The sequence below is a fragment of the Actinomadura rifamycini DSM 43936 genome (assembly GCF_000425065.1).
GTDB classification, from domain to species: Bacteria; Actinomycetota; Actinomycetes; order Streptosporangiales; family Streptosporangiaceae; genus Spirillospora; species Spirillospora rifamycini.
Genome location: NZ_AULB01000029.1, coordinates 1 through 20,852 on the forward strand (window position 1 = coordinate 1; position 20,852 = coordinate 20,852).

The following is a 20,852-nucleotide window of genomic DNA, read 5'->3' on the forward strand; positions in this document are numbered from 1 at the left end:
CGCCGCCCGCCGCGCCCTCGGCCTGCCCGACCGCGCACTCGTCGACGCCCTCGCGGACGGGCTGCTGCACCGCGACGGCCGCCTCTACGCCAAGCCCCCCGAACTGCCGCCGCACGTCCGCGCCGCCGTGGACGCGGTCCGCCGCGACCTCGCCGCGGCCCCGTTCCGCGCACCCGACGCGCACCGGCTCGCCGAACTCGGCCTCACCCCGCGGCTGCTCGCCGCGGCCGCCGCCGCGGGCGCCCTGCTCAGGATCGGCGACGGGCTCGTCCTGCTGCCCGGCGACGACGCCCGCGCCGCCGCCCGGCTCGCCGAACTCGACGGGCCGTTCACCCTCAGCGAGGCCCGCCGCGCGCTCGGCACCACCCGCCGCACGGCCGTCCCGCTGCTGGAGCACCTCGACGCCCGCGGGTACACGATCCGCGTGGACGACCTGCACCGACGCTGCCGCGACCCCGAGGGGGCACCATGACCGCCACCGCCGAACGCCTCACGCAGTACGCGCACGGCGGCGGCTGCGCCTGCAAGATCCCGCCCGGCGAGCTGGAGGACGTCGTCGCGGGGCTGACCGCCGCGCCCCGGGACCCGAACGGGGAGCTGCTCGTCGGGCTCGACACCGGCGACGACGCCGCCGTCGTCCGGATGCCCGGCTCCCCGGACGCGGTCGTCGCCACCGCCGACTTCTTCACCCCCGTCGTGGACGACCCGTACGACTGGGGGCGCATCGCCGCCGCGAACGCCCTCTCGGACGTGTACGCCGTCGGCGGCCGCCCGCTCGTCGCCGTCAACCTGCTGGCCTGGCCCCGCGACGTCCTGCCGTTCGACGTCGCGCGGGAGGTGCTGCGCGGCGGCCTCGACACGGCGGCGCTCGCGGGCTGCCACGTCGGCGGCGGGCACAGCGTCGACGACCCCGAGCCCAAGTACGGGATGGCCGTGACGGGCGTCGCCGACCCGGACCGGCTGCTGCGCAACGACACCGGCGCCCCCGGGCTGCCGCTCACCCTCACCAAGCCGCTGGGCGTCGGCGTCCTCAACAACCGGCACAAGGCGACCGGCGCGGTGTTCCCGCAGGCCGTCGCGGCGATGGCGGAGCTGAACCGGGACGCGTCCGCCGCCGCGCTCGCCGCGGGCGCCCGCTGCGCCACGGACGTCACCGGCTTCGGCCTCCTCGGGCACCTGTACAAGCTCGCCCGCGCGTCCGGCGTCACCGCCGTCGTCGACGCGGCGGCCGTCCCGTACCTGGACGGCGCGCGGGAGGCCGTCCGGGACGGGTTCGTCAGCGGCGGCACCCGCCGCAACCTCGACTGGGTCGCGCCGCACACCGACTTCGGCGCCGCCGGCGAGGAGACCCGCCTGCTGCTGGCGGACGCGCAGACCTCCGGCGGCCTCCTCGTCGCCGGCGAGGTCCCGGGCCACCCGGTCGTCGGGGAGCTGGTCCCCGCCGCCGGCCGTGCGGTCGTCGTCCGCTGAACCCGCCGCCCGGCCGCCCCGCGCCGGCCCCTAGATCCCGGTGCCCGTCTCGTCCGTGATGCCCGCGCGGCGCTGGTAGTCGCGGACGAAGTCGAGGAGCGCGGCGCCGCGCGGGCGGCGGCCGGGCCGGATGTCGCAGGCGAGGGCCTTCGTCTCCTGGATGTGGGTGTTCGGGTCCAGCGAGAGGTGCAGCAGCTCGTTCGCGGCGTCGCCGGTGCTGTAGCCGTTCGGGCCCCAGTGGTAGGGGAGGCCGATCTGGTGCAGGGGCCGCCCGTCGACGACGAGGGGCTTCATCCGCTCGGTGACGAGGACCCGCGCCTCGACGGCGCTGCGGCCGTTCACGATCGTCGCCCAGCCGCCGTGCAGCAGGTTCCGCTCGGCGGCCAGCTCCGGCGAGACCTCGCAGAAGAACTCCGGCTGGAGCTCGGCCAGGTAGGGCTGCCACCGCGACATGCCGCCCGCCGTGTGGTGCTCGGTGAGGCGGTACGTCGTCACCACGTACGGGAACACGTCGGCGCCCGGCTCGCCGCCGCTCGGCTGGTACCGGTTCGCCGGGTGCGGCCGCAGCACGTCCCGGACGGGGTTGTGCTGCCGGGCGTACAGCGGGTTCGCGAACGGCGACTCCTGCGGCTCGTAGTGCGCCGGCAGGGGCCCGTCGATGAGGCCCGTCGGGGCGAACAGCCACGCCTTGCCGTCGGCCTGCATGATGAACGGGTCGTTGCCCGCGAGCGCGGCGGGGCCGGTCGAGCCGTGCTCCGGCAGGTGGTCCGGTGCCTTGTCGGCGGAGAAGTCCGGCACGTCGTGGCCCGTCCACCGGCCCTCGCCCGGGTCCCACCAGACGAGCGCCTTGCGTTCGCTCCACGGGTTGCCGTCCGGGTCGGCGGACGCCCGGTTGTAGAGGATGCGGCGGTTCATCGGCCACGCCCAGCCCCACTCGGGCGCGACCCAGTTCTGGTCGCGGCCGGGCTTGCGGCGGGCCGTCTGGTTGACGCCGTCCGCGCGGCAGCCCGCGTAGATCCAGCAGCCGCACGAGGTCGACCCGTCGTCCTTGAGCTGCGTGTAGGAGGAGACCGGGTGCCCCTCGCCGTCGTACCCGTTGATCTCGGCGAGGACGGCCTCGGCGTCGGGCTCGGCGAGGTCGCCCTCCGTGGGGTAGTCCCAGGTGAGGTCGAGGACGGGCCGGTCCATCTCGTCGTCGGAGCCGGCGAGCTTCTCCCGGATGATGCGGCCCAGGTGGTACATGAACCACAGGTCGCTGCGGGCGTCGCCGGCCGGGTCGACGGCCTTGTGGTGCCACTGCAGCATCCGCTGCGTGTTGGTGAAGCTGCCGTCCTTCTCGGTGTGCGTCGCGGCGGGCAGGAAGAACACCTCGGTGCCGATGTCCTCGGTGCGCAGCTCCCCGGACTCGATCTCCGGGCCGTCCTTCCACCACGTCGCCGACTCGATCAGCGAGAGGTCGCGGACGACGAGCCAGTCGAGGTTCGCCATGCCGAGGCGCTGCACCTTCGCGTTGGCGGACCCGACGGCCGGGTTCTCGCCCATCAGGAAGTAGCCCTTGCAGACGCCGTCGATCTGCGCCATCGCCGTCTCGTACGTGCTGTGCGAGCCGGTGAGGCGCGGCAGGTAGTCGAAGCAGAAGTCGTTGTCCGCGGTGGCCGCGTCGCCCCAGTACGACTTCAGCAGGCTCACGAAGTACGACCGCATCTCGCCCCAGAAGCCCTTCTTCGCCGACTCGCCCTCGACGAACCGGTCCAGGTCCAGGCCGGGGTGCGCGTGCGGCATCGGGATGTACCCGGGCAGCAGGTTGTACAGGGTCGGGATGTCGGTGGAGCCCTGGATCGAGGCGTGCCCCCGCAGCGCCAGGATCCCGCCGCCGGGGCGGCCGATGTTGCCGAGGAGCGTCTGCAGGATCGACGCCGTCCGGATGTACTGGACGCCCACCGTGTGCTGCGTCCAGCCGACGGCGTAGGCGAACGCGGTCGTCCGGTCCCGGCCCGAGTTGTCGGCGACGAGCCGGCACACCTCCAGGAACCGGTCGGCGGGGACGCCGGTGATGCGCTCCACCATCTCCGGGGTGTACCGGGAGAAGTGCCGCTTGAGCACCTGGAACACGCACCGGGGGTCCTGGAGGGTCGGGTCGCGCCGCGGGTCGCCCTCGCCTATGCCGGGCCCGCCCGACCCGGCCGCCTCGCCGCGCCCGGACCGCGCCACCGCCCGCCGGTGCGCCTCGTACGCCTGGTCCCGCTGCCCCGACGCCGCCTGCACCTGCATGCCTTCGTACTGCCAGCTCCGCAGGTCGTAGGTGCGGTGCTCCGGGTCGAAGCCGGAGAACACGCCGTCGAGGTCCTCGGTGCCGCGGAAGTCCTCGCTAAGGATCACCGACGCGTTGCTGTAGTTCAGGACGTACTCGTGGAAGTACGCGTCGTTCTGCAACACGTAGTTGACGATCCCGCCGAGGAACGCGATGTCGCTTCCGGCGCGGAGCGGGACGTGGACGTCCGCGAGCGCGCTCGTCCGGGTGAACCGCGGGTCGACGTGGACGACCTTCGCGCCGCGCGCCTTCGCCTCCATCACCCACTGGAACCCGACCGGATGGCACTCGGCCATGTTCGAGCCCTGGATGACGATGCAGTCGGCGTTCTGCAGATCCTGCTGGAAGGTGGTCGCGCCGCCGCGTCCGAACGAGGTTCCCAGACCGGGAACGGTGGAGGAGTGTCAAATACGCGCCTGATTCTCGATCTGCACCGCGCCGAGCGCGGTGAACAGCTTCTTGATCAGGTAGTTCTCCTCGTTGTCGAGCGTGGCGCCGCCGAGGCTGGCGATGCCCAGCGTGCGCCGCACCCGCAGGTCGTCCTGCTCCCACTGCCAGCCGTGCCGCCGCGCCTCGATCACCCGGTCGGCGATCATGTCCATCGCGGCGTCGAGCCCGAGCTCCTCCCATTCGGTGCCGTGCGGGCGCCGGTACAGGACCTTGTGCTCGCGCGCCGACCCGGTGGTGAGCTGGAGGCTGGCCGAGCCCTTCGGGCACAGCCGCCCGCGGCTGACGGGCGAGTCGGGGTCGCCCTCGATCTGGGTGACCGCGCCGTCCCGGACGTACACGTCCTGGCCGCAGCCGACCGCGCAGTACGGGCAGACCGACTTCACGACCTTCTCCGCGGTGTCGACCCGCGGCTTCAGGTTCGCGGTCGCGGCGCTCTTGACGGCCGCGCCGCGCCCGAGCGGGTCGCCGTCGGAGAACTGGCGGTAGACGGGCCACGCGTCGATCCACTGCCGGACGCCCATGCCGCACACCGCCTCTCGTTCTCCCGGAACCACCCGGACGCAGCGTCACCTACCCGGCTCCGGCCCGCTAAACACCGCGGGCGCGGTCTCCGGTCATTTCCCCGCGAACACCGCGAGGTGCTGCGAGATCGGCTCCGGCCGCTCGCCGTGCTGCACGGCCGCCGCGGTGAGGACGTCCAGGTGCTGGTACCCCGGCGCGACGATGTCGCCGGGCCGCGGGTCGCGGGCGCCGAGACCGTCCCCGGCCTGCAGGTTCAGCGTCGGGTTCGCGTCGATCCCGCCGGTGTGGACGGCGTCGTCGGCGATGCCGGGGGCGTCCGCGAGCGCGATGTCGGCGATCAGCTTCGTGGGGAAGTAGTGCTCCGTGAAGTCCAGCGGATGCTCGGACAGGCTGCGGGCGAGCTGCGCGATGTCGGTGGCCTCCTTGGCGGCCGTCGTGAACGGCCCGCCGTGCTTCGACGCGTACCCCGGGTCGTCGGGGGCGCCGACGAGGTCGAAGTTCCGCCACGTGTACAGCGGGCCGTGCGGGGTGTCGGGGACCGCCTTGCGGTCGGGGCCGAGCAGCGCCGCGAGCCCCCCGAGGCCCAGCCGGTCCAGGTCGTTCGGCGCCGGGAACTCCTTGTCGACGACCTTCCCGCCGTCCCAGAACCCGACGCTGGCCTGCATGAACGCGAGCGGCTGCGAGTTGTCGTCCAGCAGCCCGCCGAGCGCGGCGGCGTTGGTGAACCGGAAGTCGCGGACGGTCGGGGTGCCGGCGATGAACGTCGGGTAGTCCTCGGCGAACAGCAGCCGGTAGGTGGTGTCGGTGTTGAACGACGACGGGACGTACGTCGCGAGCTCCGAGACGCCCTCGGGGTCGAGCCGCGCGGCGAGGCCCGCGATCGCGAGGAGGTTCATCGTCTCGGTGTTGACGACGGCGGGCGCCGACAGCGCGCGCGGGACGACCCCGGCCGCCAGCCCCACCCGGACGACGCCCGCGCCGAGCGCGACGAGCGGCACCATGTCCGCCGGGAACCCCTCCATCCCGAGGATGCCGGTGTCGATGCGGGTGTCGAGCGCGAAGTACCCGGCGCACTGCGCGTGCCCGGCGTCGGCGGTGGTGGCGCGGTCGCCGTCGAAGTCCCACATCGCGAAGTAGGCGGTCAGGACGCCGCCGAGCGAGTGCCCGCCGCACATCACCTTCCGCTTGCGGAGCTCCTGCTCCGGCAGCTCCCGGACGAGGAGGTCGTACTGGTCGCGGACGGTCTGCTCCAGCCCGACGTGCTGGAGCCACTCCACCTGATCGTTCGTCCGGTACCCGGCGAACCTCCGGCCGTCGACCTCCTTCTGCCGGTAGTAGTAGTCGACGGCGAGGCGGACGTCCCCGGCCGCCAGCCCCGCCTGGATGCCGGTGCGGTCCTCCAGGCAGTTGGACCGCCGGTCGAGCGCCCAGAACTCGACGCGGTCGCCGTTCTCCGCCGCCGCGCGGACGGTGTTGCGCGCGAGCCCGTCGAACGATCCGGCGCCCGCGAAGATGCCCGGTTGCGCGACGAGGATCCGGTCCGCGTCCGCCGGGTCCGCCGGGCCGTCCGCGTGCCGGTACCGCAGGTACGACAGCCAGTCGCACGCCTCGGGCCGCGGCCCGGCCGACTCCGGCCGCGGTATCCGGACCCGCACCACCGACTCCGCGACGTCGGTGACCGGCGAGCTCGACGCGACGGGCGTCTCGGTCCGGTCGGCGGCGCGGGCGCCCGCGGGCGGCGCGGACGGGACGCCGGCGGCGAGCGCCGCGGCCGCGAGCGACGCGGCCGCCAGGACCGCCGCGGCGCGGCTCCGGGACAACGGGGAACGGGCGGTGCGGCGTCCGGCGCCGGGGCTCGGCCTCATCACGCTCTCCTCGGGGGAGGACCGGTCGATGAGTCGACAATGGACGCCGCGGCCCGCCGGAGCTAGCCTCCGGCGGATGAATCGCCGCCCGCCGGTTGTCCGCGGCCGCCAAATTTCCGGACGACTGCCCGGTGCGGCCGCCCGGTGCGGCGGCTCAGGCCAGCGCGACCGCGCGGGCCTTCTCGACGAGCTCGGCGTACTCGGCGAACTCGGGCGGCGTCAGCGCGCGCCCGTACACGGCCGCGGTCAGGCGGTTCGTCGCGGCCTCGGCCTCCGCGCGGCGGGCCAGCGCGGACGCGTCGGCGGCCGTGCCGTCCTCGACGCCGCGCCAGCCGAGGAACCGGGCCCGTGCGGGGCCGCCGCTCTCGTACCCGGCGAGGATCGCCTCCAGGGGGCGGAGCCCGGCGGCGGTCGTCGCGCACAGGTGCAGGGCGCCGCGCCACTCGCGCAGCACGTTGATGAGCTGCATCAGCCGGGCCGGGCCGCCGTCGGCGGTCGGCTCCGCGCGCCAGCCGCAGAACAGCGGGAGGCCCGATCCGTCGGCGGCGTCGACGACCCGGCCCGCCAGGTCGGTGAGCCGCTCGACGTCGGCGGCGCCGAGCCCGGCGAGGCGGTCCTCGCCCCACCGGGCGCAGGCGCGGCCGTACCGGCGGGCGGCCTCGCGGGCGCCCGCGACGGCCACGCCCTCGTCCCAGAAGAGCCGGACGGCGCCCGGCTCGAACCAGCCGAACGCGGCGCAGATCACGCTCGCGTCGACGTCGCCGAGCACGCCGCCGCGCCCGGCGAAGTAGAACGCGAACGGGTTGTCGTACCCCGCCTCCTTGCCCCGCTCTCCGGTGACCGGGTCGAGCATCCAGGCGGCGCCGATGTCGTGCACGGCCCGGTCGACGGCCGGGACGGTCTGGTCGATGTCGGTTACGGTCGGTTCGCCCACTCGCGGCACCCTTCCCACGTGAAACCGAATGGCTTTCGGTGTGGGGAGCGTACCGGCCCGGGCGCCCCGCGGTCACGGGGCCGCCCCGCCCGCCCGGCCGTCCGGCCGCCCGGGCTACCCGAGGCGCAGCCGCTCGACCGGGTGCGCGCCCTCGGTCTCCAGGCGGTACTCCTCGCCGTACTTGTCGATGTGCTCCTCGATGACGCGCTGCTGCGGCGGCCGCTCGGCGTTGATCTTGGCCTGCCACTCCTCGAACCGGCGGTGCGCCTCCTGGACGTAGCCGGTGCCCAGGGTCGTCCAGTCGATCTGGGTCGCCAGCACCTCCCGGACGTACTCCTTGTTCGGCTCGAACCGGACCGGCTCGGGCAGCGCGGGCGCCAGGATGCTCTCGGGGTCGCGGCCGTCGTGCTGCCGCATCAGGTCGCACGCGATGTGCAGGTGCTCCAGCTCCATGTTCAGGTGGAGCTCCCAGATGCCCTTGACCCGCGGATCGGTCTCGGTCTGCATGAACGAGTAGTAGAGGTAGCACTCGTTGTACTCGTGGTTGACGAGCCGCTCCCACCAGGTCTCGCCCGGGTCGACCAGCGACTCGTAGTGCGTGACGTGCTCCTCTTCCACCAAGCCGATCTCCTGGTAGAGCTGGCGGGCGATCGGCTCCATGTACATGGGGCCGACGTTCATGTAGAAGTTCATCGTCTGCTGCTCGGCCGCCATGATGGTCAGCGCGTGCAGCTTCGACAGCGGCGCGGCCGTCTGCCGGTCGTAGGGCTCGCGGACGTTGTCCATCGGGTGCCGGTGCTGCAGGGGGCCGGGGCGTCCCGGCATGACCTCGGTGAGCTGGTCGACGATCTTCTCCGCCCGGCGGTGCTCGATCATCTCGTAGAGGTTCGCGTACCGGTAGAGGTGGTCGAAGTCCTCCAGCAGGCCGAAGTCGTACGCCTGCTTGAGGTAGGGGTCGGGCTCCATCCGCGCGACCCAGCCGGTGAGGTCGACGGCGACCTGCTCGTAGGACAGGGTCGTCTCCAGGACGGACGCCTGGCCCGGCAGCAGCCAGTTGACGGTCTTCTGCTGCTGCTGCTCCATGTAGCGGACGTGCGCGAGCTTCTGCTTGACCTCGGGGTCGGGGCAGACGCGGTTGAAGTGGTGGCTGAACATGATCGCCTCCACCTCGATGCCGTTCATCGTGATGATGCGGCACTTGGTGTAGGGATCGGCGTGGTCCGGGTCGACGGGCGCGACGTCGAGCTGGCCCCAGTCGCGCAGCTGGTCGTCGAGCGGGATGCCGCGGTGTTCGAGCGGGTTGAAGGCCACCAGGCTCACCCTCCTGTGGAGACGTTCGTCGGGTCGGCCGCCGTTCCCGCCGGCCGCTTCTCGTGGGCATTGCCGCACGTACCCCGCCCGTCCTGTTCACACATGGGCCGGACGACCGTGTACGGGATCTTTGCCCGCCCATCGCCCCTTCCTCGCTTACCGGTCCGGGTCCCGGGTACTCCACGGGCGCCCGCGCCGTGCGCCGGGCCGACCGTTCGCCGAGACACCGGAGGAACCGCATGAGCACCGCACCCACCACCGTCGAGAACGACATCGTCGACCTCCTGCGCGCCCAGCACGGCCAGATCCGCGACCTGTTCGACAAGGTCGAGCACACGACGGGCAAGGAGCGCACGGAGGCGTTCCAGTCGCTCGTCCGGCTGCTCGCGGTGCACGAGACCGCCGAGGAGGAGATCGTCCACCCGGCGGCCCGCAAGGCGCTGCCCGGCGGCGACGGGATCGTCGCGGACCGGCTGCGCGAGGAGCGCGCCGCCAAGGAGCTGCTCGCCGAGCTGGACGGCATGGACACCGCGGCGCCCGACTTCCTGGAGAAGCTCGACCGGCTCCGCGTCGAGGTGCTGACGCACGCGCGCGCCGAGGAGCGCTACGAGTTCGACCGGCTGGGCGACCAGTTCAGCGAGGGCCAGCGCAGGGGGATGGCGGCGGCCGTCAAGGCGGCCGAGGCGAGCGCGCCCACGCACCCGCATCCCGGCACGGAGACCGCGACGAAGAACATGCTCGTCGGGCCGATGGCGGCGGTCGCCGACCGCGTCCGCGACCTCATCCGCGACGCCCGCGACAAGGGCTGACGGCGCGGCGGCCGTCCCGCCCCGGTGCCGACCCGACGGGGGCCGGTCAGTGCCAGTCGAGGCAGACCACGACGGCGTCGTCGGCCAGGTCGGCGCCCTCGTGGTACTCGATCAGCTCGTCGATGACGGCCAGCGGGACCTCGCCGGCGTCCTGCAGCCGGGTGCGGCGGGTGGCCTGCTCCAGCGCGGCGGCGCCGAACTCGCCGCGCGCGGTCCGGGCGGAGAACACGCCGTCGCTGACGACGACGAGGCGGTCGCCGGGTTCCAGCCGGAACCGCTGCGGCTTGTACTCGGTGTCGGGGAACATGCCGAGCGGGAGCTGCTGCTCCAGCTCGACGGCGGTGACGTCGGTGCCGCGCATCCGCAGGATGCGCGGCGACCCGGCGTCGATGACGTGGACGACCCCGTCGGCGAGGTCGATGCGCATCACGAGCGTCTCGGTGAACTCGCGGCCGCCGTAGCGGACGTGCACCATGTCGTTGGCGAGGCTGGCCTGCTCGGCGATGTCCGCGCCGGAGCGGCGGGCGTTGCGCATCGCGCCGACGGTCAGCGACGTCAGCAGCGCCGCCTGGATGCCGGTGCCGGAGCCGTTGGTGACGGTGAGCGCGAGATGGTCCCGCTCGGCGGACCAGTCGAAGTTGTCGCCGCCGATGGAGTACGCGGGCTCCAGGTGCCCGGCGAGGGCGAACCGGTCGCCGGCGCAGGCGTGCCCGGGGAGGAGCTGCCACTGCAGCTCGGCGGCGAGGGTGAGGCGCTTGTGCCGCCGGGCCCGCTCGTAGCGGTCGGTGTGGGGCCACGCGACCTTCAGCGCCGAGCCCAGTATCTCGCCGACCTCCTCGAAGCGGGCGAGGTCGTCGTCCGTCCACGGGTCCACGGCGGCCAGCTCCAGCACGCCCATCCGCTCGCCGCGGCTGACGACGGGCACGAACAGGACCTCGGGGGCCGCGCCGCCGCCGTCCCGGCCGGGGGAGGACCGGACGGGGCGCCGCGACACGAACGCGCGGCCCGCGGCCGTCCCCCGGACGCGCAGGACGCCGCCGTCCCCGGCCGGTTCGGCGGCGTCGCCGTGCGGCGGGACGGGCAGCAGGAGGCGCGAGTGGTAGTCGTTCAGCAGCAGGCGCACCGCGGCGAGCCCGGGGCGGGCCTCCGCGAGGGCGGCGGCCAGCGCCTCGGGGAGCGCGTGCGCGGGCGCGGACCGCAGTGCCCGCTCCACCGCGCTCCAGGGACTCGCAGACCCGCCACCCACTTCGTCCCCCGTCCTGCCCCAACAGCGATGATCATGACGAACGGCGACCGCCTGCCCCCGGGCCCGGTTCGTCCGGTGGGTCCTACCCGCTCGGGACGGAGAACCGCAGGGGAAGACTGCCAGAGAAGTTTGCCATATGGCAAATACTTGACGGCGCGCGGGGCGGTCCGGCGGCGCCCGCCGTGCTCCGCGTCCCGAGCGCGCCCGTCCGGGCGCCCGGTCAGGCCGTCCGCGGGCCCGCCGCGCGCACCGCGCCCGGTCCGGCCGCCTCCAGCCGGTCGCAGGCCGTCCCGAACTCGGTCAGCGCGTCGATGAGCCGGCCCCGGGACGTCGGCGACAGCTGCTCCAGCACCTCGCGCACCGCCTCCCGGCGCCGCCGGGTCAGCTCCCCGTGCAGCCGCTCGCCCTGGTCGGTGAGCCGCACGATGATCTCGCGCCGGTCGGCCGGGGCCGGCTCGCGCACCACCAGCCCGGCCGCCTCCAGCCGGTCGCACAGCCGGCTCGTCGAGGACGGGATCGCGCCGAGCTGCTCCGCGAGCCCGCCGAGGTTGAGCCGCCCGAACCGCGCGATCGCCTCCACCGCGCGGAGCTGGATCGGCGACACCGCCGGCTCCAGCCCCTGGTCGGCGCGGCTCCACAGCTGCGCCGCCGTGCTCAGCGCCCGTTCCACGGCGGCCGTGACGTCGCCCGGCACGCCGCCCGGTACGGGGCCGGCCCCGCCGGCGCCCGTCCCGTCCGCCGCTTGCCCGCCGGTCGGCGGCCCTGGTCCTCGCTGAGTCACACCCCCGCCTTTCTGGAGCTCCTCCACCGCGCCCCCGGCGCGCCGCCGTGCCCGCCCCGCCGGGGTTCCGGGCGCGGTGCGGGCGGTATCCCACGATACGCCTCAGGCGGGGCCCCGCCGGGACGGGCGAGGGCCGGTGCGCAGCCGGTCCACCAGGTCGCCGAGCGCCGCCTCCGACAGCGGGTCGTCCCAGGTCCAGAACGGGACGGTCCGCAGGTGGCGGCCCCGCGGGTCGAGGATCTGCCCCGCCAGCTTCATCTGCCACAGCCCCACCGCGCGGTCGGTGACCGTCAGCTGCGGGAAGCTGCGGCGCAGCGCCGTCTCGAACGCCTGGACCCGCTCGATCGACCGCAGCCACACCGCGAACAGCATGTTGTCGGCGCCGGACAGGGACGCGCACATCCGCGTCTCGCGCAGTCCCGCGAGCCGTCCGGCCAGCCGCGCCACCTCGTCCGGCGGCGCGCTCGCCCACAGGTACACCGTCACCGGCCAGCCCGACAGCGACCGCGCGACCTCGCACCGGTACATCAGCGCGCCGCCCCGCTCCATCCGGGCCAGGCGCCGCCGGACGGTCGTGGGGCTGAGGCCGGTCCGCTCCGCGAGCCGCGCGACCGGCTGCCGGCAGTCCTCCACCAGCAGCCGCGCCAGGTCGCGGTCCTCCTGCCGCAGCGCCCACTCGCCGGTGCCGCTCGGGCGATCGCCGAGCAGCACGTCCCGCTGCCGGTCGTCGAGCCGGTCGAGGCGCCACCGGCTGCCCTCCGAGTGCAGCGTCGTCGCGATCTGGGTGCGGGTCGCGGTCACGCCCGCCAGCCGCCCCAGCCGGAACCCGACGTAGCGGGCCAGCTCGGCGTTGTCCCGCAGGACGACCGTCGCGATCAGGTCCCGGCCGCCGGTGACGTGCTCGAGGTTGAACACGTTGGGGTCCTCGGCGATCTCGGCGGCGACCTCGTGCAGCCGCCCCGGCGCGCAGTCGATGTCGATGAACGCGACGACCGGCGTCATCCACTCCACCGCCACCGGGAAGCACGCCAGCCAGGCCAGCCCGGCCGCGGTCAGCCGCGCCCAGCGGCGCGCCGCGGTGGAGGCGTCCACACCGAGGGCCGCGCCGATCCGGCGCCAGTCGGCGCGGGGCGCGGTCTGCAGCGCGGTGACGAGCTGGTGGTCGAGTTCGTCGAGGGTGCCCGATGCGTGCATGGAATCCGGGTGCCGTGGCGGATATCGGCAGGTGGCGACCGGATAAACGGTGCGAACCGCACCATACCCGCATGTCGATCCGTGAAGACGCCGCCGACCTGCGGGAAGAGCTCTCCCTGCTGCGGCGGGACCTGCACCGCGAGCCCGAACTCGGACTGGAGCTGCCGCGCACCCAGGAGAAGGTGCTCGCCGCCCTGGACGGCCTGCCGCTGGAGATCTCCACCGGCACGGCCCTCACCTCCGTCACCGCCGTGCTGCGCGGCGGCCGCGCCGGACGACCGGACGGGACGCGCGGGCCCGCCGTGCTGCTGCGCGGCGACATGGACGCGCTGCCCGTCCACGAGGACACCGGCCTCGACTACGCCTCGGCGATCCCCGGCCGGATGCACGCCTGCGGCCACGACCTGCACGTCGCGGGACTCGTCGGCGCCGCGCGGCTGCTCGCCGCCCGCCGCGCCGAGCTGCCCGGCGACGTCGTGTTCATGTTCCAGCCGGGCGAGGAGGGCATGGGCGGCGCCAAGATCATGATCGACGAGGGGGTGCTGGACGCCGCCGGCGACCGCGTCGCCGCCGCCTACGCCCTGCACGTCTTCTCCACCGTCCTCCCGCAGGGCATGGTCGCCACCCGGCCCGGGCCGATGCTCGCCGCGTCCGACGCCGTGCGCGTCACCGTCCGCGGGAAGGGCGGCCACGGCTCGTCCCCGCACGCCGCCAAGGACCCCGTCCCCGCCCTCGCCGCCATGGTCACGGCCTTTCAGACGATGGTGACCCGCGACCTCGACGCCTTCGACCCCGCCGTCGTCACCGTCGGGTCCGTGCACGCCGGGACCGCGGGCAACGTCATCCCCGAGACGGCCGTGCTGGACGCCACCGTCCGGTCGTTCTCCGCGGACGCCCACCGCCGTGTGCGCGCGGGGATCGAGCGGGTGGTCCGCGGCATCGCCGAGGCGCACGGCGTCACCGCCGACCTCGACTACACCGAGCAGTACCCGGTCACCGTCAACGACGGCGCCGAGGCCGCGTTCGCGATGGACACCGCGCGCGACCTGCTCGGCGGCGAGCGCGCCGTCGAGGCGCCGCGCCCGATGGCCGGCTCCGAGGACTTCTCGTTCGTCCTGGCCGAGGTGCCCGGCGCGTTCCTCGGGCTCGGCGCCTGCCCCGCCGACCGCGACCCCGCCACCGCGCCCATGAACCACTCTCCGCAGGCCGCCTACGACGACGCCGTCCTGCCCGACGCCGCCGCGCTGCTCGCCGAACTGGCCGTCCGCCGGCTGGGCCGCGGAGAGACCGCGTGACGGCCACCGCGGGCGCCGCGGCGCCCGGCCCCGGGGGCCCGGGCGGCGCGCCGCCCGTCCAGTCCGTGACCGCCGTCGTCGGCGTGCTGGTCATGTTCGAGGTCGTCAGCGGCTTCCTGCAGGCCGGCGTCGCGCCGATGCTGCCCGGCATCGCCGACCACCTCGGCATCTCCGACTCCGCCGTCACCTGGGTCGTGTCCGTCCAGCTCCTCGCCGCCGCCGTCGGCGTCCCCGCGTTCGGGCGGCTCGGCGACCTGTACGGCCACCGGCGGATGCTGCGCGTCGCGCTCGTCTCCGTCGCGATCGGCTCGGTGCTGGTCGCGCTCGCGCCCAACCTCGCGGTCATGCTGGTCGGCCGCTTCCTGCAGGGGCCGCTCGCCGCGCTGCTGCCGCTGGAGATCTCGCTCGTCCGGGACCGGCTGCCGGTCGAGCTCGCCCGCCGCGCGATCGCCCGGCTCATCGGCGCCCTCACCTTCGGCGGGCTGCTCGGCGGCGTCGGCATGGGCGTCGCGGACGCCGCGTTCGGCGACGTCCGGCTCGTCCTCGCCGTCCCCGCCGTCCTCGCGGTGCTGTGCGTGCCCGTCGCGTGGACGCTCGTCCCCGAGGCGGTCACCCGCGCCACCGGGCGGGTCGACTGGCCCGGCATCGCCCTGCTCGCCCTCGCGGTCGTCGGCGTCCTCGCGGGCGTCTCGCTCGCCGGCGAGCGGGGCTGGACGGACGGCGCCGCCCTCGGCTGCCTCGCGCTCGCCCTCGCCGTCCTCGCCGCCTGGGCGGTCATGGAGCTGCGCGTCCGGCAGCCCCTCGTCGACCTGCGCGCCATGGCCGGACGGCACGTCGCGCCCTACTACTTCGCCTCGTTCGCGTTCGGCGTCGTGTACTTCGGCGTCCTGTCCCCGAACTCGACGTTCATGGCCACCGACCCGGACGAGGCCGGCTACGGGTTCGGCATGTCCGCCCTGGCGATCTCCATGGTGACGCTGCCCGCGCTGGCCTGCAGCATCGCGACGTCCGCGCAGACCGCGCGGCTCGCCGCCAAGGTCGGCTACCGCAACGCGCTCATCGGCGCGTACGCGCTGGTGGCCGCCGGGTTCGCCGGGAAGGTCGTCGCGCACGACGAGATCTGGCAGTTCGTCGTCGAGACGATGCTCCTCGGCGCGGGCCTGGGCGTCGCGCTCAGCGCCATGCCCACCGTGATCGCCGAGGCCAGCGACCCGTCCCGCACCGGCGTCTCCACCGCGCTGTACAACAACGTCAAGACGATCGGCGGCGCCGTCGCGGGCGGCGTGTTCGGCACCGTGCTCGCCGCCGCCGCGGGCTCCGAGCACCCGAGCGAGGGCGCGTACATGACCGTCTGGTTCGTCAGCGGCCTGTGCGCCCTCCTCGCCGCCGGGCTCGCGTTCCTCGCGGGCGGGCGGCGCGCCTGACCCCCGGTCCCGGGCCCCGCCGCGGGGCCCGGGACCGCGCTCAGTGCTCCAGCGCCGCCGGGCGGGCGGCGTGCCACCAGACGGCGTACGCGGTGAGCGCGAGGCCCGCCGCGGCGATCGTCCCGACCGCCCCGTAGTACAGGACCGTGTGGACGCCCCGCTCGTCCGGCAGCAGCAGCGCGCTCAGCAGGCCGCCCGCCGCCGTCACCGCCCCCAGGCCCGCGCACACCGGCACGCGCCACGGCCCGCTCCCCGCGCCCGCCGCGTCGCCCGCCGGGGGAGCCGTCCGCAGCCAGCGGGCCAGCCACAGCAGGACGATCGCCAGCCCCGCCGCGCCGCTGACGTACTGGAGCCAGACGTACACCGCCATGCCGCCGAACGAGCGCGTGAGCCATGGCAGCTCACCGGCGAAACTCCAGTTCAGGTGAGTGAAGGCGTCCCAGAACACGTGCGTGGCGGCCCCGAGGACGAGCGACGGGACGGCCCACCCCCAGCGCACCGGCGCGTCCATCGGCAGCCGCCTGCGGACCGCCGCCGGGGCCAGCGCCGCCAGCGGCCGCTTCCACACCAGGTGGAACACCGCGAACGCCGCGAGGCCGATCAGCAGGTCGACGGTCACGACGCCGTGCGCCCGATGGGTCGCCCCGCGCAGCTCCATCGCGAAGAAGAAGTACGGGATGTCCGGCGCCATCGACCCGATGACCAGCGCCGACGGCACCAGCGGCCCCCGCGCCAGCGGCAGGACGGCGGCGGGATGGCTCAGCGTGAACGGCACGCGCGCTCCCTCACAGCACTCGACTCACAACTCTCTAGGGGATCGTCCGTCCTGTACGACGGGCCGCCGCCGCACCGAGTTGTGGAGAGATCGTGAAGAACCGTGGCGGCCCGTCAGGCGGGTTGCGGGGCCGCCCGCGACGCCAGCAGCCGCTCCAGGCCGCCGGGCGGCTCCGCGGGCTCCGGCAGGAGGCCCGCGTTGAAGTCGTCCACGAGGGTCCGCACGGTCTCGCGGGCGCACGACTTGTTCGTCCCGATGAAGCCCGTCGGGCCGCGCTTGATCCAGCCGGCGACGTACGCGCCGGGCACGGGCTCGCCCGCCCCGACCCGGCCCGCCGTGTTCGGGACCGTCCCGGTGGCCTCGTCGAACGGCAGGCCCGGCACGGGGCGCCCGTGGTAGCCGATCGACGACAGCACCAGGCCCGCCTCGACGAACTCGCTCTCCCCGGTCGGCACCGCCCGTCCGTCGACGAGCTCGTTGCGGACGAACTCGACGCCGTCCGCCGCGATCCGCGCGGGCGACACCAGGTACCGCAGCGTGATCCGCCGCTTCCCGGACGGCGCGCGGTCCCCGAGCTCGCGGAGCATCCGCAGCTTGTGGACGGTCGAGTGCGGCGCGCCGCCGTCCGGTTCGGCGTCGGGGCCGGCCCCCTCCACCGCGACGCCGATGCCCGGGACGTCGAGGAGGCCGCGCAGCTCGGCGACCGTGAACGCCGACTGGGCCGGGCCGCGCCGGCCCGCCACCACGATCTCCTCGACCCGGCTCCCGCGGAGGGCGTCGAGCGCGGCGGGGGAGATGTCGGTGCCCGCGAGCCGCTCGGGGGCGCTCGCCAGGATGCGCGCGACGTCCAGCGCCACGTTCCCGTTGCCGACGATCACCGCGCGCCGGTGCGACAGGTCGAACGTCCGGTGCGCGTGGTCCGGGTGGCCGTTGTACCAGGCGACGAACTCCGTCGCCGTCCCCGCCAGCTCGGCGCCCGGGACGTTCAGCCGCCGGTCCGACGACGCGCCGACCGCGTAGACCACCGCGTGGTAGTGGGCCAGCAGCTCCTCGTGCGTCACGTCCCGGCCCACCTCGACGCCGCGGAGCAGCCGGCAGCCGTCCTGCGCCGAGATGCGGTCGAACAGGTCGGTGACCTGCCGGGTCTTCGGGTGGTCGGGCGCGACGCCCGTCCGGGCCAGCCCGTACGGGACGCTCAGCCGCTCGAACACGTCGACCCGCGCGCCCGGGATGGTCAGCAGCTCGTCCGCCGCGAACATCGCGGCCGGGCCCGCCCCCGCGATCGCGACCCGCGGCGGCTCGCCGCCGCGCACCCGCAGCGGCGGCGGCGCGGGCGCGAGCAGCGGCGCCGGCGGGCGCGGCGCCCGGTAGAAGTCGGCGTTCAGCGGCAGGAACGGGAGCTGCTCCTCCGCCAGCTTCGTGTGCGGGACGATCGCGCCCACCGGGCACGCCGACACGCACGCCCCGCAGTCCACGCACGTCGCGGGATCGATGTAGAGCATCTCCGCGGTGCGGAAGTCCGGTTCGTCCGGTGTCGGGTGGATGCAGTTGACCGGGCACGCGTGGACGCACGAGGCGTCGTTGCAGCACGACTGCGTGACGACGTGGGGCATCGGGCTACGCCGCCTGCCGCGCCGGACGGTGCGGCTCGCCGCGGTACCGGGACGCCGCGCCGTCGATGCCGCACAGCCGCCACACCCGCTTCGCGACCGGGTTCATCAGGCCGAGCTGCCGGGCCAGCATCCGGACGTCCCCGAAGTAGCCGCGCAGGATCTCCCGCGAGTGCGGGCGGCTCCAGAACGCCTCCCGGATCACCTTGCGGGGGATGCCGAACTCCTTCGCCATCTCCGGCGGCGGCGCCATGATGGCGCCCGCCAGCCAGCGCATGATCAGCGGGTACGCGATCGAGGTGACCGCGCGCCCCGCCTTCGTCTGCCGGGACACGTGCTCGTGCAGGAACCGGTGCGCGAACGAGATGTGCCGGGCCTCCTCGGCGATGTGGATCTGCATCGTGCGCAGCAGCGCCGGCGGGCGGGCCGCGCCGTCGTGGATGACGCTCTTCTGGAAGTGGTCGATGGGCTCCTCGCCGGCGAGGATGCCGATGAAGAACAGGATCGGCAGGTGCGCGCCCAGGTGCCAGTACTGCGACGTGAACCGGTAGTGCCGCCGCATGCCGGGCACGTCCGCGCCCGTCCGGTTCACCATCTCCTGGAACATCTGGATGTGGTTGCACTCCTCGGTCATCTCGTGGAGGCAGTACCGGAACTCGGGCGACCCGTTCGGCAGCCGCATCGCGTACTGCATCATGCCGCGGATCAGCACGCTCTCGAACTGGAGCCCGACCTTGGTGATGTTGGCGGACCGCCACATCCCGATGGCGATCTGCTTGTCCTCGGGCAGCGCCTTGTACCAGGGGTGCGCGCCGAGCGGGTCGCAGTCCGGGAGGATCCACCGCGGGTCGTTCGGGTCGACGGCGAACTCGGGGGAGTCCCAGTCGATGTCCAGGTAGGGGTCGAAGCGCCGGTGGACCGATCCCTCGGACAGGGTCTGCAGCACGTCCCGGTAGTCCTGATCGATCTTCACGATCGCCTCCAGCCGAGCGACGTTTACACTTACATGGGCGACTGTAAGCAGCAGATGACCAAGGGGTCAATACCTCGGACCGGCTTCGCGGGGTGACGTGGGATACTTTCCGGGACGGACCCGGAAGGAAGGCCATGGTGACCCAGACGAAGAGCGCGCCCCGGCGCCCGTCCCTGTCACCCGAGGAGATCCGGGCCAGGATCCTCGACGCCGCCGCCGACTGCCTCGTCGACGGCGGGTTCGCCTCCGGGCGCCTACTGTCCGCGATCGCCCGCAAGGCCGGGCTGTCCCGCCCGACCCTCTACAAGTACGGCGGCACGATCGACGACATCAAGCAGGCCCTGCTCGAACGCGAGCTCGCCGCCTTCCTCGACGAGCTCGCCCCCCGCCTGCGCGCCCTGAGCTGGTCGGTCGACGGCATCGCCGACCTGCTGATCTTCATCGTCGGCTACGCCCGCGGGCACACCCTCCTCAACGCCGCGCTCCGCGACGTCCCCGAGCTCGTGCTCCCCGTCTTCACCCTGCAGGCCGCGGACTCCATCCGGCTCATCACGGAGATGGCGGAGCCGATCGTCCGGGAGCAGATCGACGCCGGGAACCTCCCGCCGGTCGACGTCCCCGTCCTCACCGACGTCCTGTTCCGCGTGACGCTCTCGACCGTCCTCATCCGCAGCGACCTGGACTTCGACGACCCCGCCACCCTCCGCAGCTACCTGCACACCGCGATCAACTTCGCCGCCGAGCTCCCGACGTCCTGAGCTCCAGCGCCGCCACGGTGACCGGACCGCCGAACAGGCTCAGCCGCTGCGCGAACACCGGGACCAGGCCGCTCGCGACCGCCTGCACCAGCCCCTCGTCCGGGACGAGCACCACCGCGCGGCCGTCCGGGGCCAGCACCCGCGCGATCTCCCGCCACAGCCGCGCGGGACGGTCCGCGAGCCGTCCCCGCGCCCCCACCTGGACGCCCCACGGCGGGTTGCACAGCACGCGGTCGACACTGCGGTCGTCCACGGGCAGCGCCCCGGCGTCGCCCCGCCGCACCCGGACGGGCGCCGCGCCCGCGTTCCGCGCGGCGGCCCGCAGCGCCCCGGCGTCGAGGTCGAAGCCCTCCAGGGACGCCCCCTGCCCCGCGGCCTCGATCAGCAGCGTGCCCGCGCCGCAGCACGGGTCCACCACCCGGTGCCCCGGCCGCACGTCCGCGAGCTGCGCCATCGCCGCCGCGACCGGGGGATGCAGCGTCCCGGGCACGCTCTCGACCTTGTACGCCCGCCGGTGCGCGGGCCGCTCGCCCACCCGGAGCAGCACCGACGCGCGCGTCCCGTCCAGCGTGACGCGCCAGCCCGCGTACCCGTCCGGCGGCGCCGTCCCGTCCCGCCGCGCGTGGTAGGGGACCCCGGCGCGCTCCGCGAGCACCCGCCCCACCGCGTCCTCGACGTCGAACCGGTTGAAGTTGCGGCGCCCCAGGAAGGACGCCGACACCTCCACGCCCGCGAACCCCCGCGGCCCGCCGAGCGCCGCGCGCTCCCGCACCAGGCCGTCGAGGTCGACGCCCCGCGCCAGCCGGGCCAGCGCCCCGAGCCCGTCCTTGCGCCTCCCGACGTCGTCGCCCCGCGCGGCCGCCAGGAACACGTCGTCGGCCGTGCGCAGCCGGCCCACCGCTCCCCGGAAGCCGACCTCGCGGTGGCCGACCGACTCGACGCACGCGGACCCCGTCCGCAGAATCTCCGTGCTCACCACGGGCTCCAGCCCGCGCACGCACCGCGCCACCAGGCGCGCCCCCGTCACGAGACGGCGGACGCACCGGGACGCGAGGAACCACCGAACGCACGCATGACAGCGTTCTCCCACGTCGCAACCCGGGACGGCGCACACCGCCGCCCCG

Annotated in this window: 17 protein-coding genes; 6 read left to right on the plus strand and 11 right to left on the minus strand. The window is 74.6% G+C overall.

Going from position 1 to position 20,852, the window contains the following annotated elements; genetic code table 11:
- Both H505_RS44355 and selD read left to right on the plus strand, forming a co-directional pair.
- Positions 1-472 (plus strand): SelB domain-containing protein (locus tag H505_RS44355; protein WP_034519839.1); only part of this gene is annotated, 472 nt, incomplete at its 5' end.
- Positions 469-1,470 (plus strand): selenide, water dikinase SelD, encoded by a 1,002-nt coding sequence (gene selD, locus H505_RS0125775; protein ID WP_026404289.1) that lies wholly within the window; start codon positions 469-471, stop codon positions 1,468-1,470. The genes H505_RS44355 and selD, both read left to right, overlap by 4 nt.
- 30 nt (positions 1,471-1,500) lie before the next feature.
- On the opposite strand, the gene fdh is transcribed toward selD, so the two are convergent.
- The 4 genes from fdh to H505_RS0125800 all read right to left on the minus strand — a co-directional run bounded on the left by fdh (position 1,501) and on the right by H505_RS0125800 (position 8,863).
- Positions 1,501-4,752, minus strand: a complete 3,252-nt coding sequence (gene fdh, locus H505_RS0125780; protein WP_211238563.1) for a formate dehydrogenase — start codon at positions 4,750-4,752, stop codon at positions 1,501-1,503.
- A 93-nt stretch (positions 4,753-4,845) separates the two neighbouring features.
- On the minus strand, positions 4,846-6,618 hold the full coding sequence (locus H505_RS0125790) for a hypothetical protein (protein ID WP_211238564.1): 1,773 nt from the start codon (positions 6,616-6,618) through the stop codon (positions 4,846-4,848).
- A gap of 154 nt (positions 6,619-6,772) precedes the next feature.
- Positions 6,773-7,552 carry an SCO6745 family protein gene (locus H505_RS44360; RefSeq protein ID WP_051301166.1) on the minus strand — a complete coding sequence of 260 codons (780 nt, stop codon included), beginning with the start codon at positions 7,550-7,552 and terminating at the stop codon, positions 6,773-6,775.
- A 114-nt stretch (positions 7,553-7,666) separates the two neighbouring features.
- Entirely contained in the window at positions 7,667-8,863 is a 1,197-nt protein-coding gene (locus H505_RS0125800) for a hypothetical protein (RefSeq protein ID WP_026404293.1), read from the minus strand.
- Positions 8,864-9,102: 239 nt separating this feature from the next.
- On the opposite strand from H505_RS0125800, the gene H505_RS0125805 reads away from it, so the two are divergent.
- Positions 9,103-9,672: a hemerythrin domain-containing protein gene (locus H505_RS0125805; protein WP_026404294.1), complete on the plus strand. Its 570-nt coding sequence runs from the start codon at positions 9,103-9,105 to the stop codon at positions 9,670-9,672.
- Positions 9,673-9,718: 46 nt separating this feature from the next.
- On the opposite strand, the gene H505_RS52500 is transcribed toward H505_RS0125805, so the two are convergent.
- The 3 genes from H505_RS52500 to H505_RS44365 form a co-directional block, all read right to left on the minus strand.
- Positions 9,719-10,885, minus strand: coding sequence for a PP2C family protein-serine/threonine phosphatase (locus tag H505_RS52500; protein WP_051301167.1), 1,167 nt, complete (start codon positions 10,883-10,885; stop codon positions 9,719-9,721).
- A 253-nt stretch (positions 10,886-11,138) separates the two neighbouring features.
- Positions 11,139-11,699 (minus strand): MarR family winged helix-turn-helix transcriptional regulator, encoded by a 561-nt coding sequence (locus tag H505_RS0125815; RefSeq protein WP_169528860.1) that lies wholly within the window; start codon positions 11,697-11,699, stop codon positions 11,139-11,141.
- A gap of 102 nt (positions 11,700-11,801) precedes the next feature.
- Positions 11,802-12,893 carry an Lrp/AsnC family transcriptional regulator gene (locus tag H505_RS44365; RefSeq protein ID WP_034519844.1) on the minus strand — a complete coding sequence of 364 codons (1,092 nt, stop codon included), beginning with the start codon at positions 12,891-12,893 and terminating at the stop codon, positions 11,802-11,804.
- 71 nt (positions 12,894-12,964) lie between these two features.
- Between H505_RS44365 and H505_RS0125825 the strand changes: the two genes are divergently transcribed.
- Together H505_RS0125825 and H505_RS44370 are read left to right on the plus strand one after the other, a co-directional pair.
- Entirely contained in the window at positions 12,965-14,188 is a 1,224-nt protein-coding gene (locus H505_RS0125825) for a M20 metallopeptidase family protein (protein WP_026404297.1), read from the plus strand.
- Complete coding sequence (locus H505_RS44370; protein ID WP_211238565.1) at positions 14,185-15,612, plus strand: MFS transporter; 1,428 nt, start codon at positions 14,185-14,187, stop codon at positions 15,610-15,612. Before H505_RS0125825 ends, H505_RS44370 begins: the two co-directional genes overlap by 4 nt.
- A 40-nt stretch (positions 15,613-15,652) precedes the next feature.
- Here H505_RS44370 and H505_RS0125835 read toward each other — a convergent pair whose 3' ends face one another.
- The 3 genes from H505_RS0125835 to H505_RS0125845 form a co-directional block, all read right to left on the minus strand.
- Positions 15,653-16,387 carry a DUF4184 family protein gene (locus H505_RS0125835; protein WP_026404298.1) on the minus strand — a complete coding sequence of 245 codons (735 nt, stop codon included), beginning with the start codon at positions 16,385-16,387 and terminating at the stop codon, positions 15,653-15,655.
- A 113-nt stretch (positions 16,388-16,500) separates the two neighbouring features.
- The gene (locus H505_RS44375) at positions 16,501-18,000 is read right to left on the minus strand and encodes an FAD-dependent oxidoreductase (protein WP_084550817.1); all 1,500 of its coding nucleotides are present in this window, start codon (positions 17,998-18,000) and stop codon (positions 16,501-16,503) included.
- 4 nt (positions 18,001-18,004) lie between these two features.
- On the minus strand, positions 18,005-18,970 hold the full coding sequence (locus H505_RS0125845) for an AurF N-oxygenase family protein (RefSeq protein ID WP_026404299.1): 966 nt from the start codon (positions 18,968-18,970) through the stop codon (positions 18,005-18,007).
- A gap of 134 nt (positions 18,971-19,104) precedes the next feature.
- Here H505_RS0125845 and H505_RS44380 point away from each other — a divergent pair, with 134 nt between their 5' ends.
- On the plus strand, positions 19,105-19,728 hold the full coding sequence (locus H505_RS44380; protein ID WP_034519847.1) for a TetR/AcrR family transcriptional regulator: 624 nt from the start codon (positions 19,105-19,107) through the stop codon (positions 19,726-19,728).
- Here H505_RS44380 and H505_RS0125855 read toward each other — a convergent pair.
- Positions 19,697-20,704: a TRM11 family SAM-dependent methyltransferase gene (locus H505_RS0125855; RefSeq protein ID WP_245592630.1), complete on the minus strand. Its 1,008-nt coding sequence runs from the start codon at positions 20,702-20,704 to the stop codon at positions 19,697-19,699. The genes H505_RS44380 and H505_RS0125855 overlap by 32 nt on opposite strands.
- Positions 20,705-20,852: the final 148 nt, after the last annotated feature.